The sequence below is a fragment of the Pseudoalteromonas luteoviolacea CPMOR-1 genome (assembly GCF_001625685.1).
Classification (GTDB): domain Bacteria; phylum Pseudomonadota; class Gammaproteobacteria; order Enterobacterales; family Alteromonadaceae; genus Pseudoalteromonas; species Pseudoalteromonas luteoviolacea_K.
The window spans coordinates 56,076-72,208 of sequence record NZ_AUYC01000012.1 but is presented as its reverse complement, the minus strand read 5'-3'; the positions used below and the strand labels follow the sequence as shown (position 1 = coordinate 72,208).

At 39.4% G+C, this 16,133-nt stretch carries 15 protein-coding genes; 2 read left to right on the top strand and 13 right to left on the bottom strand.

The annotated features are described in order from the left end of the window. Positions 1-133: 133 nt before the first annotated feature. Positions 134-1,699, bottom strand: a complete 1,566-nt coding sequence (locus N473_RS02130; protein ID WP_063366521.1) for a hypothetical protein — start codon at positions 1,697-1,699, stop codon at positions 134-136. Positions 1,700-1,898: 199 nt separating this feature from the next. Between N473_RS02130 and N473_RS02125 the strand changes: the two genes are divergently transcribed. Then, positions 1,899-3,986 carry a winged helix-turn-helix domain-containing protein gene (locus N473_RS02125; protein ID WP_063366520.1) on the top strand — a complete coding sequence of 696 codons (2,088 nt, stop codon included), beginning with the start codon at positions 1,899-1,901 and terminating at the stop codon, positions 3,984-3,986. 79 nt (positions 3,987-4,065) lie between these two features. On the opposite strand, the gene N473_RS02120 is transcribed toward N473_RS02125, so the two are convergent. From N473_RS02120 to N473_RS02085, 8 genes are all read right to left on the bottom strand, one after another. Beyond that, positions 4,066-4,527, bottom strand: coding sequence for a nuclear transport factor 2 family protein (locus N473_RS02120; RefSeq protein ID WP_063366519.1), 462 nt, complete (start codon positions 4,525-4,527; stop codon positions 4,066-4,068). 94 nt (positions 4,528-4,621) lie between these two features. Then, positions 4,622-6,514 carry an alpha/beta hydrolase family protein gene (locus tag N473_RS02115; RefSeq protein WP_063366518.1) on the bottom strand — a complete coding sequence of 631 codons (1,893 nt, stop codon included), beginning with the start codon at positions 6,512-6,514 and terminating at the stop codon, positions 4,622-4,624. 263 nt (positions 6,515-6,777) lie between these two features. After that, a complete protein-coding gene (locus tag N473_RS02110) occupies positions 6,778-7,599 on the bottom strand; it encodes a MerR family transcriptional regulator (protein ID WP_196766357.1) in 822 nt (273 codons plus the stop codon). A 76-nt stretch (positions 7,600-7,675) separates the two neighbouring features. Then, positions 7,676-8,281 (bottom strand): hypothetical protein, encoded by a 606-nt coding sequence (locus N473_RS02105; RefSeq protein WP_063366516.1) that lies wholly within the window; start codon positions 8,279-8,281, stop codon positions 7,676-7,678. A 404-nt stretch (positions 8,282-8,685) separates the two neighbouring features. Beyond that, a complete protein-coding gene (locus N473_RS02100) occupies positions 8,686-8,868 on the bottom strand; it encodes a hypothetical protein (RefSeq protein ID WP_063366515.1) in 183 nt (60 codons plus the stop codon). A 183-nt stretch (positions 8,869-9,051) separates the two neighbouring features. Beyond that, the gene (locus tag N473_RS26955; protein WP_419555130.1) at positions 9,052-9,411 is read right to left on the bottom strand and encodes a DUF2809 domain-containing protein; all 360 of its coding nucleotides are present in this window, start codon (positions 9,409-9,411) and stop codon (positions 9,052-9,054) included. A 136-nt stretch (positions 9,412-9,547) separates the two neighbouring features. Beyond that, a complete protein-coding gene (locus N473_RS02090) occupies positions 9,548-10,438 on the bottom strand; it encodes an alpha/beta fold hydrolase (protein ID WP_063366513.1) in 891 nt (296 codons plus the stop codon). A gap of 232 nt (positions 10,439-10,670) precedes the next feature. Further along, the gene (locus tag N473_RS02085) at positions 10,671-11,036 is read right to left on the bottom strand and encodes a hypothetical protein (protein ID WP_063366512.1); all 366 of its coding nucleotides are present in this window, start codon (positions 11,034-11,036) and stop codon (positions 10,671-10,673) included. Positions 11,037-11,490: 454 nt separating this feature from the next. Here N473_RS02085 and N473_RS02080 point away from each other — a divergent pair, with 454 nt between their 5' ends. Continuing rightward, on the top strand, positions 11,491-11,967 hold the full coding sequence (locus tag N473_RS02080; protein WP_063366511.1) for a hypothetical protein: 477 nt from the start codon (positions 11,491-11,493) through the stop codon (positions 11,965-11,967). Between the two features lie 93 nt (positions 11,968-12,060). Here N473_RS02080 and N473_RS02075 read toward each other — a convergent pair whose 3' ends face one another. The 4 genes from N473_RS02075 to N473_RS02060 all read right to left on the bottom strand — a co-directional run bounded on the left by N473_RS02075 (position 12,061) and on the right by N473_RS02060 (position 16,131). Then, on the bottom strand, positions 12,061-13,176 hold the full coding sequence (locus N473_RS02075; RefSeq protein WP_231099511.1) for an alpha/beta hydrolase-fold protein: 1,116 nt from the start codon (positions 13,174-13,176) through the stop codon (positions 12,061-12,063). 365 nt (positions 13,177-13,541) lie between these two features. After that, positions 13,542-14,468 carry a PD40 domain-containing protein gene (locus tag N473_RS02070; protein ID WP_063366509.1) on the bottom strand — a complete coding sequence of 309 codons (927 nt, stop codon included), beginning with the start codon at positions 14,466-14,468 and terminating at the stop codon, positions 13,542-13,544. 368 nt (positions 14,469-14,836) lie between these two features. Continuing rightward, complete coding sequence (locus N473_RS02065) at positions 14,837-15,490, bottom strand: AAA family ATPase (RefSeq protein ID WP_063366508.1); 654 nt, start codon at positions 15,488-15,490, stop codon at positions 14,837-14,839. Positions 15,491-15,561: 71 nt separating this feature from the next. Continuing rightward, positions 15,562-16,131: a hypothetical protein gene (locus tag N473_RS02060; protein WP_063366507.1), complete on the bottom strand. Its 570-nt coding sequence runs from the start codon at positions 16,129-16,131 to the stop codon at positions 15,562-15,564. Between the last annotated feature and the right edge of the window lie 2 nt (positions 16,132-16,133).

Sequence of the window (16,133 nt, the reverse complement as noted above, 5' to 3'; positions counted from 1 at the left end):
ATTAGATATTTTGGTAAAATTTAGTGGCCATTTATTGAAATAGCAACACACCGACGGAGTGATATTTAGATTTTAATTAAACCGCCTTAGGATACTCTACGATATCTGCCTTATTGGCCAAATTAATATATCGCTACTGTGATTCATTTGCATATAAGCGTGCTAACAAACTGTCATTATCTGGACATGATAAGCGCAAAAACCGCATAAATTCAGCATTTGAGAATACTCTGCCATGATGAGATGAAACATAGTATTGAACACTCACGCCTGCATTTTTAAGGTGTTTGTTGAGTACCTCTGCACGATAATAAACATCTCGACTGGGCCAACTATTTGGAGAATGAAACCCCGCTTTCAAGCTGCTGCCGAACATATCTTCAGCAAATAAAATTTGCTGTTCAGGAAGGTACACGACAACATTGTGATCTGCGTGACTGCTTGGTACGTCAAACACCTGCACCTGACCATTTGCAAACTTAAGCCCATGAGATAACAAGCCTACTTGCTCAAGAGTAAGAGGCAAACCCAAACTTGTCTCTACCGCTTGTTGATGCTCTGCCAATAAAAGTATCTGCGCACCATGCTCGATTACTTCACTTACCCCCATTAAGTGGTCATCATGATGGTGTGTCACTATAAATTGAGACACAGGTTTCTTTTTCCCTGTAAACTGGTGCAACTTTGCAAGCCTTTGTTTCCAAGTAAATGTATCATCGGGCATTTGCCATGAGCCCATTGAAATATACGATGTACCCATGTCGACAAACAAGGTAAACCCCCAACCTTGCCCCACCAAAAAAACGCCTCTAACAATTTCATTGACGCTTGGCTCGGCAAAATCCAAAAACTTATCTTGAGCTCGGGGTTGGTAATACTCGGGCGTTTGAAAAAGTGCGCCGTCAGACGTTTTCAATGAAAGATATCTGTTTGTAATATGCCGCGTAACACGTTGCTCATAACTGATAATTGTTTGACTTGCCCACTTTAGGCCTTGTGCATTTTGCTGGTGTGCTAAAAAGTCATATTGAGCTTTTTGACCTTTGTTGTTAGTGAGTAAACGAGATAATAAACCTGATACTTTATCAATATAAGCCGTTTTTGTTACCTTACTCTTCTCCCAATTCAACACGCTATGTGCTCGCCCTTGCAGAAATGCAATCCCAGCACTCCTCACCAGCTTACTATTATCACTGAGCTCTTTTATTGTCAGTGTATCTATTGCCTGCTCCATATCCAGCGCTACCGAATCCCAGTCGATTCGTGCACTGGGTTGGTAAGTTTGCAGGCAATGATCAACACTCACCCCCTCTCCCTCTCTGAAGCGCCTGTCCACTGTTACCAGCGAATGATAGCCGTAATTACCTATCACATTCTGGTCGCTGCGCTTGAACGCTTTTGCGCGTAGCGTAAAATCAATATCAAGTTGTTGCTGGTATTTATGCATCACAAAACCATGTGCTCCTGATTCGGCGTGACCGCTTTGACCTTGCTTATATCGATAAAGCTCCTCTTCCACTTTTAACTGCTTTAATGAACTTAGGGCCTGCACACCATATGCGGCAACGGCCTGCTTAATCACATCAATTGCTGCATCATCAGCAAAAACAAAGTGGCTTTGACACACTGCAATCCCGCTTATCAAGCATCGCTTTACGGCTGGTTTGCTGAGCACTTTTTTCAAAAAATAGAAACACATAGTAAGACTCCTTAACTTGCACACTTTAAAGTCGTTACTTTGCTTTGAGTCACCAAAAGCACAACAATGACAGGCTGAGGAAATCATGATGAATAGCTGATATCTATAATTTACAATAAGTTACAAAATAATGTGATGCTCGACAGCATCAAGCTAACTTCATATACTCGTGCTTACTAAAGGCAGTAAGCTAGGATTTATGTCAACAACTCAGCGTTTTTATATTAAAGAACACCTTATTGACTTATCTCGATCTGAGGTCACTTTTGCACAGCAAAGTATCAAGGTCGAACCCAAAGTTTTGCAAGTACTGCTCTTGCTGGCCCAGAATGCACAAGAGGTGGTTAGTCATCAGCAAATCATGGAAGAGGTATGGAAAGGCAGCGAAGTGGTTCCCAATGCTCTACAACGATGTATTGCTCGGCTTCGAAAAGTGCTTGGTGACGATGCCAAATCCCCACGAATAATTGCAACACATCCCAAAATAGGCTACCGATTAATGGTAGATGTGCAATGGCTTCCACAAACGACACGGCAAGGGATCACAATAGCAAGTCCACCCAACCTTAAAACACTTGGCTTTATAGGGATTACTTTACTCTTAGTATTAACAATCGTGTTGGGTATATGGCAGAGCATGAAAACGCCAAAGCAGAGTATTCATAGTTTAAAACAAATTACCTATACTGATGCGTTTGAGAGTGATGCAACATATAGCCCTGATGGTCTTCACATACTTTTCAACCGCAATGTGCGCGCTTGCCAAAGTCATATCTGGGCCAAAAACTTAAAAACAGGCGTTGAAAGTCAACTTACCAAACACCCTGGGTTTTATCGTGATACTCGCTTTACACCAGATGGGCGAAGCATCATCTTTACAAAACAAAAAAGCTGCCACCAAGATAAAATCAATGCTCACGAACCACTGCAAGCAAACTGCTGGCAAATAGATATGATCGATTTTGCTGAAGCATTAAATGCACCACAAACAGCATCGGTACGTTACCAGTGCCAAAACCGCGCGATTGAACGCCCTGTTGCGCTAGCGAACCACCAATATGCATTTCTAAGCCAGCAAGGTAACACTCGATCACTCCTGAAATTCAACGCTATTAACCAGCAAACCACCAAGCTGTTTAGCCCAGAGCAGCAAACAATTTATACTTATGATTACGACCCAATCAAAGCGCAATATGCCGTACTATCATACGATCATGAAAGTCGGCATTTGTTGAGTCTATTAAATCTACATGGCGAATTGCTGCATCAAAACCAAATAGACACTCATGAAGAACTTGGCCAACTTTCAATACGTTTTTCAGCCCATGGCGATGCATTATTAGCTGTACTCAATGGCAAACTCTATCACTTAGCACTCGATGGCAAAACCACTCCTTACCATTCAGCGCTACATAACATAGTCAGCGCTCAATCCCACCCCACTCTACCAAGCATAATTGCCATTCAAGGAACAAAAGACACCGATATCGCTCGCATACCTTTATACGGCGAACAAGAAACGTCTATAACGCAAATAATGAATCAACATGTTCAGCCTTATCCAAGCTTTGCCCGCTCAAAAAGCCGAGAAAAATACCCAAAATTTCAACAACGTGGTGAGCTGATAGCCTTTATCTCAGCCCGCAGTGGGCACGATCAAATATGGCTATGGGACGGCAATCAAGCCACACAGCTAAGTTACTTTTCAAGGCCGAGTAAAATAGAACAATTTAGCTGGTCTCCCGATGGCCAAAAGCTTGCAGTAGTCAGTAATGCAAAACTTAACATCCTTGATTTACAGGGAGGTACTCAAATTATCAAAGCCCCCGAACCACTGATCGAAGTCTTGAACTGGCACCCACACTTTGGAATATTGGTTACTGCATTACGACCTTCGGCCCATGCACTTTGGCAACTAGATTTGAAAACACAGGTTTTTACCACCTATGAAATGGACGATGTCCAGTCAACTTGGCTCACTGACCACGCCCTTTATCTCAGCAAGTTTGATGGGCAGGTTTTTAAACGAACGCTTAGACCTGAAACCACTGGCTATAAACCAATGCCTACACTTAATGGTCATAGTTTGGTGTTATACAAACAGTATTTCTACAGTTATGACATGAAATCAGATTACTTAACGCAATACGATTTAAACGGTGAGCTCATCAGAAAATTAAAACCGCTGAAGCCCTTCGCATGGAAAATATCAGACATAAAAGGCGAACACGTGCTATTAGAGCAGCTTATAGAGTTAAATCAGGACGTGGTGGAACTCAGTATATAAACTATATTTATGCCTAAAGTATGATAAATAACTCTCTTTTGTAAAAATAAGAGTTATTTATCGCTACTCGAATGTACCGTCATTCATCCTGTAAAAACATAATTCTATAAATTAAATTATCCTTGATTTGATAAACTACAAGTACTTCTAATAATTGCTCTCCCTGCCCTGCAATATGAAACTTCACAGCTTCTTTATCTACTACAAAATTGCCGTCAATGATCCTTTTACTGATAAAAGCTTGCTTATCTAGTTTTTCAACTAACGATTTGTATACTTTATCAAGTGCTTCCAGTCCTTTAAAAGACAAGCTGTTAGGAAAATCGTAAACCTCTATTTCTTGATGAAAAAGAGCCTTGAATGCTTCATACTCATTGCTGTTGTATGCCACTAAGTGTTCATCGACTATCTGATGTTCTTCTACATCACCCGCTTTAAAGTGGCCTTGCTCAGAGTGCAATATACTGGGTTCGTTTTTATTCATTGTAACCGCATGACATGCAGACAATAAAAGTATCATGAGCAAAGGTAATAACTTCATATAAACCTGCCTGAGCATAAGTAATTATAAAAATGCCTGAGGACAAATTTGTACCCAGGCATTAAAACTTTTCACACACTCGCGTTTAACTAGTTTAAAGTGTGTCTTCTAACCATTTGAAAAACTCACGTTGCCATACAATGCCATTTTGCGGCGTCAGTACCCAGTGGTTTTCTTCAGGGAAGTAAAGAAAACGGCTCTCTAAACCACGTAGCTTTGCAGCTTGAAATGCTTGGATCCCTTGGCCTAATGGTACACGGTAGTCTTTGCCACCATGGATCACAAACATAGGTGCATCCCACTTATCTACATAATTAATTGGGTTGAATTCATTATACGTTTGGTTGATAGACGCATTGCCTTGCTCCCAGTAAGGGCCACCAAATTCATGGTTTACAAAGAATAACTCTTCAGTTGTGCCGTACATGCTGCGCAAGTCGAAAATACCGCAATGAGAAATGAAAGTTTTAAAACGACCATCATGGTTACCCGCTAAATAAAATGCAGAATAACCGCCAAAGCTCGCGCCAATAGCGCCGATACGTTTTTTATCAACGTATGATGCTTTTGATACATCATCAATGGCATCTAGGTAATCTTGCATCGCCTTACCACCCCAATCTTGAGTGATGTCTTCATTCCACTTAACACCATGACCCGGCATACCGCGGCGATTTGGCGCGACAACGATGTAACCTTGTGATGCCATCACTTGGAAATTCCAGCGGAACGAATAAAACTGTGAAAGCGCAGACTGCGGCCCACCTTGAAGATAAAGCAGCGTTGGGTATTTTTTACTTTCATCAAAATTAGGTGGATAGATCACCCAAGTTAGCATCTGCTGACCATCTTTCGTCGTCACCATACGCTTTTTAACGGTTGGTAAGTCAAGGCCTGCATAAAATGCGTCATTTACCTTTGTCAGCGCAGTTAGTTTTTTCTTACGCAGGTCAAAACGGAAAATTTCTGATGCGCGGTTCATGCTGCTGCGTGTCACGACTAAGTGCTTATCCATTGCCGCGACAATACCATTGACATCAAACTGGCCTTTCGTTAACTGCTTGATCTTTGGCTTAGTACTGACTGATACTTGGAATAATTGGATTGTACCATCGGTTGGTGCAACAAAGTAAATACGCTTGCCATCTGGGCTCCACTTAAAGCTGTTTACCGTGCCATCCCAATGCTCAGTCAAATTTACTTCTTTGTTTTTGATACGTACGATGATGTCGTTCTTATCTGCTTCATAACCTGGCACGTCCATTTGTAACCATGCTAAGTTTCCTTTTGAAGAAAACGCAGGGCTCTTATCATACCCTAAGTTACTTTCAGTGATATTGGTTGTTTTTTTACTCGCTAGGTTGTAACGATAGATATCGGTGTTAGTACTTGTCACATACTCTGTACCCGTGAGTTTTTTACTCACATAGTAAATATTCTCACCTTTTGGACCCCAAATATAATCACTAGAACCACCAAATGGAGAGGTTGGGCTCGAGTAAGGCTTACCCTTCATGATGTCGACTTTCTGTTCTGTTGCTAAATCTTGATAAAAGACATGCTTGAAGCCGCCATCATTCCAAGTATCCCAATGGCGATAATTCAAGTCATCAAATACATACGCATTAGCTTGCGACAGATCTTTATGCCTATGGCTTGCTAACACCGATTCAATATTTACCTTTTCATGAAAGAGTTTTTTACTGCCATCAGGAGAGATATTGCTATCAATCAATAAGCCTTGATATGCCTCTAATAGCTGAGTTTTTCCACCTTTAACAGGCACCTGATATACCTTGCTGGCAAAATCATTGTTAGCCACGCTCGGGGTTGTTACACTGTAAATCACATGGGTTTTATCTTTATTTAATCCCAACGCAGTAACACGTTTAACTTCCCATAACTTTTCAGGGGTCATCACCTCTTGCGCTGACACACCTGCACTTACTGCAAACCCTAAGCTTGCAGAGATAAGAATTCGCAACATAGCGAAATGCCTCCAAAAATTAAAACCCGTCTAGACTACATAAAACAGTAGGAACTTAAAAGGAATCAAGGTGATTAACTGGTCACACCTATGTTTCAAATCGATTACACCCCACTCACAAGCGCAAAACCATGCAATACTGAAAGTGAATGACAATATCAAGGTAAATATAGAACAAAGTCAGTTACGAATTCTGAGATTAAAAAAGGCCAATGCTTGGCCCTTAAGTAGTGCGTTATAATAATTATTAGTCTTCGTTAGGTTTACTCAAGTCCAAGTTTCCTATATTTATCAACGTTTTCTTTTAACGTATTTTCAGCAAAGTAAATCATCGACTCGTGAAGATGGCTTGCTATCCCTTGACCATAATGTTCATACATTTCCCAAGAAATAGGATCGGTTAATACTGCGTCGGCAAACGCTAAATAGCCTTCATAGCTCATTCCTTCAAACTCAGCATCTTTCTCTTTTGTTTTATTTAGAATGCGATTGGTCATGACGTAATGCTGCTCAATAAAGGATTGCACCTCTTTGCTGTCTATGGGGGAGTTTAGTGATAATTTATAACTTGATACCCACTGTTCAAAATTTTTCTGCTCAAGCCCTGTATCCTCACGACCCAAATGTTGTAAAGATAAATAATACTCATCCAAAGATCCCACCTCTGTACTCTGAGCCATCATATCTTTCCAGCGCTCTACTTTCTCTAGAGGTAAATCCTTAAATAAAATATCCAAATTAGTTTGACCATTTAATATACTCATTGAATTCTCCAGGCTATTGATAATTAACTGTGTTTTTTCCTGCCTTTTCAACAGCATACTTTTCTGGTCTTTGAGGGTTTGCAATAAATCAAAATCCGTGGCGTTGAGGATGTTGTGTATATCTTCAAGACTAAACTCAAGCTCCCTATACACTATAATTTGTTGCAAGCGCATTAAGTGCGTCGAGGTGTACTCGCGATAACCATTAACACCTCTAAGAGGCTTCAATAAACCTATTTTGTCGTAATGATGTAATGTACGAACACTGACCCCTGCCAATTCACTCAATTGGCTTACGCTAAAACGTTTTCTTTTATTCAACTCAGAATCCATTGTGTACTGTTAAAAGGCAAGACCATGATTAACTATCACGTAACGTGAGGGTCAAGAAATTTGACTACTGTTTCCAAAAACCTGTGGTCACTAGTGCGCCAATAAAAATAATACCTAACACGTCAATGATGATGAACTGCTCAGCAATTTGCCCTGTGTACTCAACATAAGAAAATCCTGGGTTAAACTGAATAGCAAAACCAAAAGAAGACACCTCTGCCAGCGTGACCTTTAGATTAATGCCTCCCAAACCTGAATAGTTCAAAACAGTATCACCGATACCAAAACTGACCACTTGCAAAGACTGATTTAATATAGAGATCCAATAAAAACGAGTTAATGCACTGACTGCTGTGTAACCAGCAACAAGGTTAAGTAATGTTAATAGAATTGTAATCACTGCTGTACCTATAGAAACATCACCCGACATAAATATCATGGTCGGGATAATAGCAGCGGCTGCCAGTTGCAGATAGCCAATCGCTTTCACTCTATTCATGGCTAAATTAAAATGCGATTCTCGGCTATTCCCATCAGATACAGAGATCTCCCCTTCACTTTTTTCGAGTTGATCAACCAATGCTGGGTAATTTTCTGAAGTCGGATCTATGTTTTGTTTGACCTCCAACAATTCTTCAATTGAGTAAGTGGAGTAATCGACTCGTCTCATGTTCAATTCCTATATAGAACTTTTTAAATGACTTGTTGAGATGTAATGCCTCGATTAACTGGTATATCTCGACGCTACTTGGGATGCAGCTGGCCCGATAATCATACCATTGTTTATATATACAAAATAATAAAGTCGTTCCTTTAATTTCACCGTCATTCGCTTAGAGTTCAATGTTATCCGGATTCTAGGCATGGCAAACACACCGTGTGTTAGATTTAAGAAAAAAATACTAAGCAAAGAGTGCATATTGACAATTGGTGACTCTATATTTTGACTGTGAGAGGTTATTGATAGTAAGCCTTAAATAGCTGAAATTCGATAGACGTTAGATTACCCATAGGGTAATAAACTTTTTGGTGCCATTGCAAAGTATTAGAAATACTAGTGAATTGATAAAGCGTTTAAAAAAAAGATAAAACACTGATAATTGAAATAGCTCCCCCGATAATACGCAGTGGCATTGCCAAGCCATGCCATTTTTCATGTTTAAGCACATCGGGAAACAATTTCCCAAAAGCAAAGAGTAAAATGATCAATCCACTCAAAAGCAGTATCAATCCATCCATTACAGGTGATAAGTCCACTAATAGCCTCTATTTTGTGATTAAACAAATCGTGTTACAACAAATTTGTGTATTTAAAATATAAGTAGAGTATACACAGTTTACCTTTGAAAAATGCACTCATATTAATGAAAGTTATTGAATGTATAGATTGACTCGTATGCTCATTAATACACAACTCGTTTGATAAACTGTGGCTACTCGCTATTTCAAAACAATCTCACTCTCACTTATACCACGCAGCCTATATTTTACATAAGCACCCAAAGCATTACCCAATGAATAAGCAACTAGGTCACTGAACTTGAAACCGAAACCTAGCACCAGTGCGCCCAGCCACGTTTGTCGAATCGAATTGAGCCAACCGGCTTGATACAACTGGGAAAATTCAACCGAAAAACAAAACAAGCACGCGACAACAAATACTTGCCGAGGGCACATATTTGGTCTGACCGCGCATATTAGCCAAAAAACCATTAATGCCCATAAAAAATCGCCTAAATAAAGACTAACCCAAGTCGGAAATTCAATAATATCTGCTCTAGAAAAGAGGCCAAGGCTCATCGTTATGAGCGCAAAAAGACAATAAACGAGAGTGGCTTTGATTTTATTCATATGAAAAATTAACGATTAAATGCTCTAAATACCTGTTATTTATTCTATATAAAAATAAAACTGATGATGATAAATAAATCAATTTTTAGTTTAGATTAACTGATTTATCTTTGGCGTAATTATCAAGCCAATCTAAGCAGATTTGCCATAACACACTGGATTTTCGACTGAAGAACTTCATATGGCCAATTTCTTTCAGCCCATACTCTTTTGGTACTAACGTTAATGTCTCAGACACAGAATTCGGACTAACGGCTATCATATCTTTGACATTTTTATGATTGGCGATAAAGTCATCCACCGCATTTACCCACATACTTGGAAACGTGAGTTCATTAAAATAGTGTGTATCTATGGTTTTTCCGAAAGCCGTTTTGACATACCCACAACCATTACACCAGGTGCGCCACTGAGCCGCTACCGCCTTTGGTAATGGCTCCCCCATACCAAACCAATGTGACTTAGTATGACCAAAGACCAAATTTGAAAAAGGAATAAACACATTCATAAAGAAATGGGACTTGAACTGATCTTTGACTTTCATATTCAATAAACGCCCCGAAGAGCTGGCAAAATTGAACATAGATGATAACTCTGTCGCATTGGGTGCCAATCCAATAAGCTGACCACCGGCGCTGTGCCCTACTAAATGATAGTTCACATTTTGAAACTCGCTTTTTAAGGCGGAAATAGCCGCGGGTAAATCCTGCTGCCCCCAACTTTGTAATGTCGCTGGATGCTTGTCAATTTCACCGTGTAGAGATTGACCTATCCCTCTATTATCATAGGTAAGCACACCATAACCGCTGCCTGCTAAAAACTCAGCAAATGCAGTATAAAATTGGCGTTTGATGCCCGTTGCAGGGCCAATGACAACCGCCCCTTTTAAAGTGCCTTTAGGTAAAAACACCGTTGCAGCAAGGGGGTATTTATCCTCACAGTGAATGGTGATTTCTCGACAAACAATGAACGGCATAGTGGTAAACAATCTGATGACAAAGTCATGATAGCTTACAACTGGTATAACCAGTTATCAATAGCGACTTTAAAAATTTAGAGCTTTTACTCAAATTAAACATACCAATGTTTTTATCAATTAAAGTATTACCCATTTGGCCGAGCGCTTATATGATTGGCTAACACTCAATGATCAATACAGGCGAAAAAATATAAGGTAACCAACCGTATTATCTAGATAATAAGATTCATTAAACATGGCGAGCGAGATGTATACCTTCGAGCCTTTTTCCCCATTTTCCTCCAGACTCTGAAGCACAGGCCTCCTCTGTATCAAACAAAATACGTTTTTTAACCCCTTTTATTTTTATATTATGCATATTTAGCTTGCTCTCTATAGCCGTTTTAAGTGCCTCCCCCTTATTTTCACTCAGCGCTTTTAATAAGCTATCTTGGTTGTCAAAAATACACACAATGGTAAAGCTCTCCGGAAATGTTTGATAGTTGACCACATGAGTTAACCATTCGAAACCTTCGTATATTTTCAAGGCGTCTTCGCACGCTTCAGTCAATGCTGCTACAATGGCTTTCTCTAGTTTTTTATCTGATTTACGCATACGCTACTCATTATTGTGCAAACCCCAGCTTCACAGTGAGGCTGCAATACTTAAATTTTCGCTATGGTAACGTTGTTCAGTGAGCTTGTTAAGCCGACATATTGATAATTCAATTCAGTTAACAGTTCCCGCAACTCTGCTTTGTCTCCCCAATAACAAAATATAAGAACGGGATCACCACAAATAATTTGCCCCCCACAATTATCTCTAGATTACTTCTAGCCGTAACATGGGACACTGCGCCTTTTCAAACTGATAGCCAGCTAATGTCATTATTGCCTAAAAACACAATTGAATATTAAATTCCTAAAAAACAACCATTAAAATATAGAAAAACACAAACAGAATTAATATTTACTTAACAAATAATAAACCAAATTAAAATAAACCATGGGTATTATTTTTCCGTCAACAGGCACTTCGCTAAGTAAAATTAACTTTATAAGGATAAAAAATGAAAACACTACTTACAGCACTTGCTTTAACAGCCCTTTCTACTTCAGCAATGGCAACAACGGCAACGATCTATTCATATGATCAAGTATTAAATGCGCCTATCGTTGCAGATCCAACTATTTACGCACATGTAGATGTCGTTAAAATTGTTGCTGTCTCTGACTTCGATTTTGATAACAATAACGCACAACAAATTCCTGGCGTACAATATGATGAGCATGGTTTTATATATTACACAGGTGAAGGGAGCCAACCTCGTGAAGTCATGTCAGGCGAGGTTGTACTTAACCTTGAATGTAACTTAAGTAAGGAGCCTGAGCAAGCTGGCTTCAAAGGTATGACTTCTATTGCTGTTACTTTAGAGCCAGGCGCTGAGTATGAGCTCTATGCAGTTCAAGACTCTAAAGCAATGGGCTGGTTTGGTATGCCGAAAACTAATTTCTACCGCTGTGTACCTGGTATCAGAAAGCGCTAATCACCTAGGATAAGTCCTGTTGTACGTCAAATACGCTCAAGGAAAGCAATGCTTTCCTTGAGCTGTCCACGCATTTACATCAAGACTACTTTTTTATAATTTTGCTTTTAACCCTGCTATTTTTTTAGCAAGCTTTTCAAGCTCCCCATAGCCAGTTTCTTTTGATAACTCATATGCTTGCTTATAAACTTTAAGTGCTTCAGCAGGCTCTTTGTTTTTCTCTAATGCTTCTGCTAACCAAACATAGTTTTGTGGATATTTGTTCATCTTGTACGCCTCAGCATTACGTCTAAACACGTTCACTGCACCTGCATAATCTTTATGTTTAATAAGTTCCATAGCCAAGGGAACATAAATTTCTTGAGGCTGCCTTGCTGCACTTCCGTATTTTTTCATGATACCGGCTTCATGCTCTAAAAACTTTTTACTCGTAAAGTTATCCTTGATCTCTTGTGGCAACTTCATATCCGAAAATATAAACTTCAGTGCGAAGTAATTGTTTAACAAAGGTGCCGACATATGACCCTCATCATCAAACTCTTCATGTTTCCATACTAATTCACTAGGTGCAGCAGCTTTGATTTCTTCTACAAATCGCTTTAAAGCGTGTCGATTACCATCCTCTTTGCCAACTCCGAAATAGATTTTTTTATCAAACTTTGGTGTTGCACTCAAAAATGATTTAACTTCTCTTACAGGCTCTTCTTTGTTCCACCAAAACGCTGGGCCCATAACAATGTAAGCATCAAATAAATTAGGTGATTCCATAAACGCATATGCCGTAAAGAGACCCGCAACAGAGTGCCCTTCTAACACTCGAAATTCATTAGTCCTATATTTACCATCAATATAAGGGATAAGCTCATCCCCCAAAAAATTCAGAAATGCTTGACCCCCACCACTTTCTTCAATACCAGCCGCCTTTGTTGATGTGAAGTCCTTCATTCGACTTTTGCTTTTAATACCTACAATAATCATTGGCGGAATACTGCCAACACGGGTTAAAACATCAACGCTACCCACGACATGCTTTAGATTCTGAACACCGTCTAAAAGATAAAGTACAGGGTAACGCGCATTTGAAGATTCATACCCATCAGGTAAAGAAACCACAATGGTTCTATTTTCTCGCAGCGACTTTGACTTAAATTCAAAACTTTTCGCTATGCTAACGTCAGATTCTGCAAAAACATTAAATTGAAACAGCATTAATAATATAAGTACGACTTTATACACCATATATCCTTGATTTATTTTTATTTTTTACTATTTCACCTAAACAATCACCGGATGCTTTCCATTGAAGCCCCAACACTTAAAGCGCAGTTTGAATCTAATGTAAACACAGTGAGGAGAAGGTTTTCAAAATACGCTTATTTCCAAAATACAGCGTACCCAAGGAGTATAGATATTAACTTTATAATAAGGTTCATTTTAATTTCATTTTCGATACGAAGTTCAACGACTATCTTTTTGGTACTTCATTCATCAATGGCAAAAAATAGAGCCTCACAATAAAATAACCGAAAATTACAGGATACAGTAGACACCACTTCCCCCAAATTTATCTCGCGCTACTGTGTGCCAAAATATGCCCCCTGTAACTGCGTAATCACTTTTGTACTGACCCAGTATAAATTTGAAATACCATTTGGCTCGTTGTAACGAGCAAAGAAAAGATATTTACCATCTGGCGATACCCTTGCTACGGTTTCCGAGTATTTCGAATTAACAGTAGCTCCTAAATTAATAGGTTTAGACCAGCTGCCGTCTTGCTCTTTGAAATAAACAAATAAATCACTGTCTTTTCTGTTCTTATCATCTCGATTTCGAGCATTGACCAATAAGTAGTCTTCATTTGGCGAGATAAATCCATGGATCCCAAACTCAATGTCCATCGGCTCAGCATCTAAGAATCGGCCATCTACCTTTTTCGAAATATACATTTTCCGCTCTGACATATTGGTAAAAATCATATCGCCACCTATGCCCTGATTAAAATCAGAGAGACGCCCTGTATTTAATGGCGATTCAAACCTTTTTGCATCACTCAAGCTTCCGCCCTCGCGAGAGACATACCATATACCAGATTCTTTTGAGCCAGATGTGCGCCCTGTAAAATAGACTCTTGGTTCATTTAGGCTTGCATAAGGCACCAACTCATACGCCATCTTCCCTTTGGTAAAACGCGCTTCTTCAGGTTTTGTCCATCGTCCATTTTCTACACTTGAAAGCATGATTTTAGGGCTGGTATCTACACCTTCGATTTCATCTAATGCCGTAAAATACATCTCTTTTAAATCTGGAGAAAAAGATATACCAAATTCATAACGACCTTCCATTGACACTGTGCCTGGCGCAAATAGCTCAGGTGTCAAACCTGGTACTTGCTGTCCAAACCAATCACCTTCTAAGACTGGAAATGCTTCCGTCGCGTTAACTCCTCCAGCTATGATCATTGCCAAACACGCTGCGTTGATAAACGATTGTATTTTACTCATGCCTACATCCTTTGTTTATAAGAACCAAAGCGCCACTCTGGGTCTTTAAATTTTTATGATTGTTATAATTCGTTGCCTAGCATCTTTACTGGTGTCATACAGCGACAACCAAGTTCATGACTACACAGGCTGAACTTGCCAGTTAGGCGACTGGAGTCAATGTAACAACTTACAGAAAAAGTGGGTGTAAACTAATGTAAAACATTACGCATGCCTTGAAGTTGCTCGAAGGTCTTAGTGTTTAAAAAAACGCGAAATGAGCATAAAAGAAAGTGATTGTGCCGTACTATTGCAAAGAGTGAATACGAAGAAGTGTAAAAGCAGCCATTCAATATTCAGACTGCCATAAAGCATATTGTGAGTAAACGTTAAGGGGTTATCGGGTTATGTCGTGATAGCCAGTCTCGCAACCAAGCAACAAATTCTTTTGGTGATGGCAAGATTGCATTGTGCCGTCGCTTAACTATTTTCTTCACACTAGAATGAGAGTCATTATTCTCGAGAAATAGCACCCATCCTGGATATTGTTTGTCGATTGCTTCAAAGAGCGCTTGTTGAGGCACTCTCATTGATTGATACCTCTGATACTTTTTAATGGATTGCTGACGATCATGACCCCGCCTCTTTTCTCTCTCAAGCTCCCGCTGATAGCGAATATCATCATTGACATACAAATAGACAAACAACGATGGTAACCTCAGTAAATCAATATTTTCAATGAATAACTCTGCTGCAGTTTGATAATCTATAAACCCTCTGTCGGGATAAATCCAACTAAGCCATATAACCTGAAAAATATCTCCATCCAATAGACTATATTCATTCTGCGTTGCGATATGGCTTCTTTCTAACTGCTTTAATGCATACCAATGAACGGGCTCTGGAGATGGGCGATTTGGAAATAACTCATTCACTTCGGGAACTCGACAATACCCATGATCTTGCTCAAGTAACTTAGCAACCGTGCTTTTACCAACTGCGGGCACCCCTTCTAAGGTGATCACTAAGTTTTTATTACTCATTTTAAAACCCTAAATACTTGTTTGAATACCTTAATTTATGACACCAGCAACACGCTACAATCAAGTAGATTCTAAGTCTTGTTTAGTACACCAAGTACAGTAAAAAAAGCACCCACAGGCACTACAGTTGCGGCATCAATTGCGATAGTCAGTGGTGTGACAATTATTTTTCCCGCTGTGGATACTCCTGACTCTGGGGTTTCAACCACAACATAATGCGCGCTAGCCAACCTTTGAAAAGGGTAATCTCCTTGCGCTGTATACCGCTTTCCTTTTAATTCAAACTCAAGTACAACATTACCATATTTATCCACTGGAAAGCCCTGCTCTTTAAGTACTTTGGTGTCTTCAGTTTTATTCGAAGTGAGCTTGAAAGTTCCTCTAATTTGGTTGTCTTCATCCAGTTTAAAAACACTATAGTGTGGAATAAGTTCCATTTCCCTACTGAGCTGAAGTGATTTGATCAATACATCACTGACTGTAAACACATAACTATATTGCTCGCCCGTGATTAATAGCAAACGAGCTTGCTCCTGTGCATAAAAGCCTGTGACTTTTTCATTATATCTTGGTGACTGCCATAATTGCGATGTACAACCCGAAATAAGTAATATCACTATAAATATAAAACCAAACTGCATAT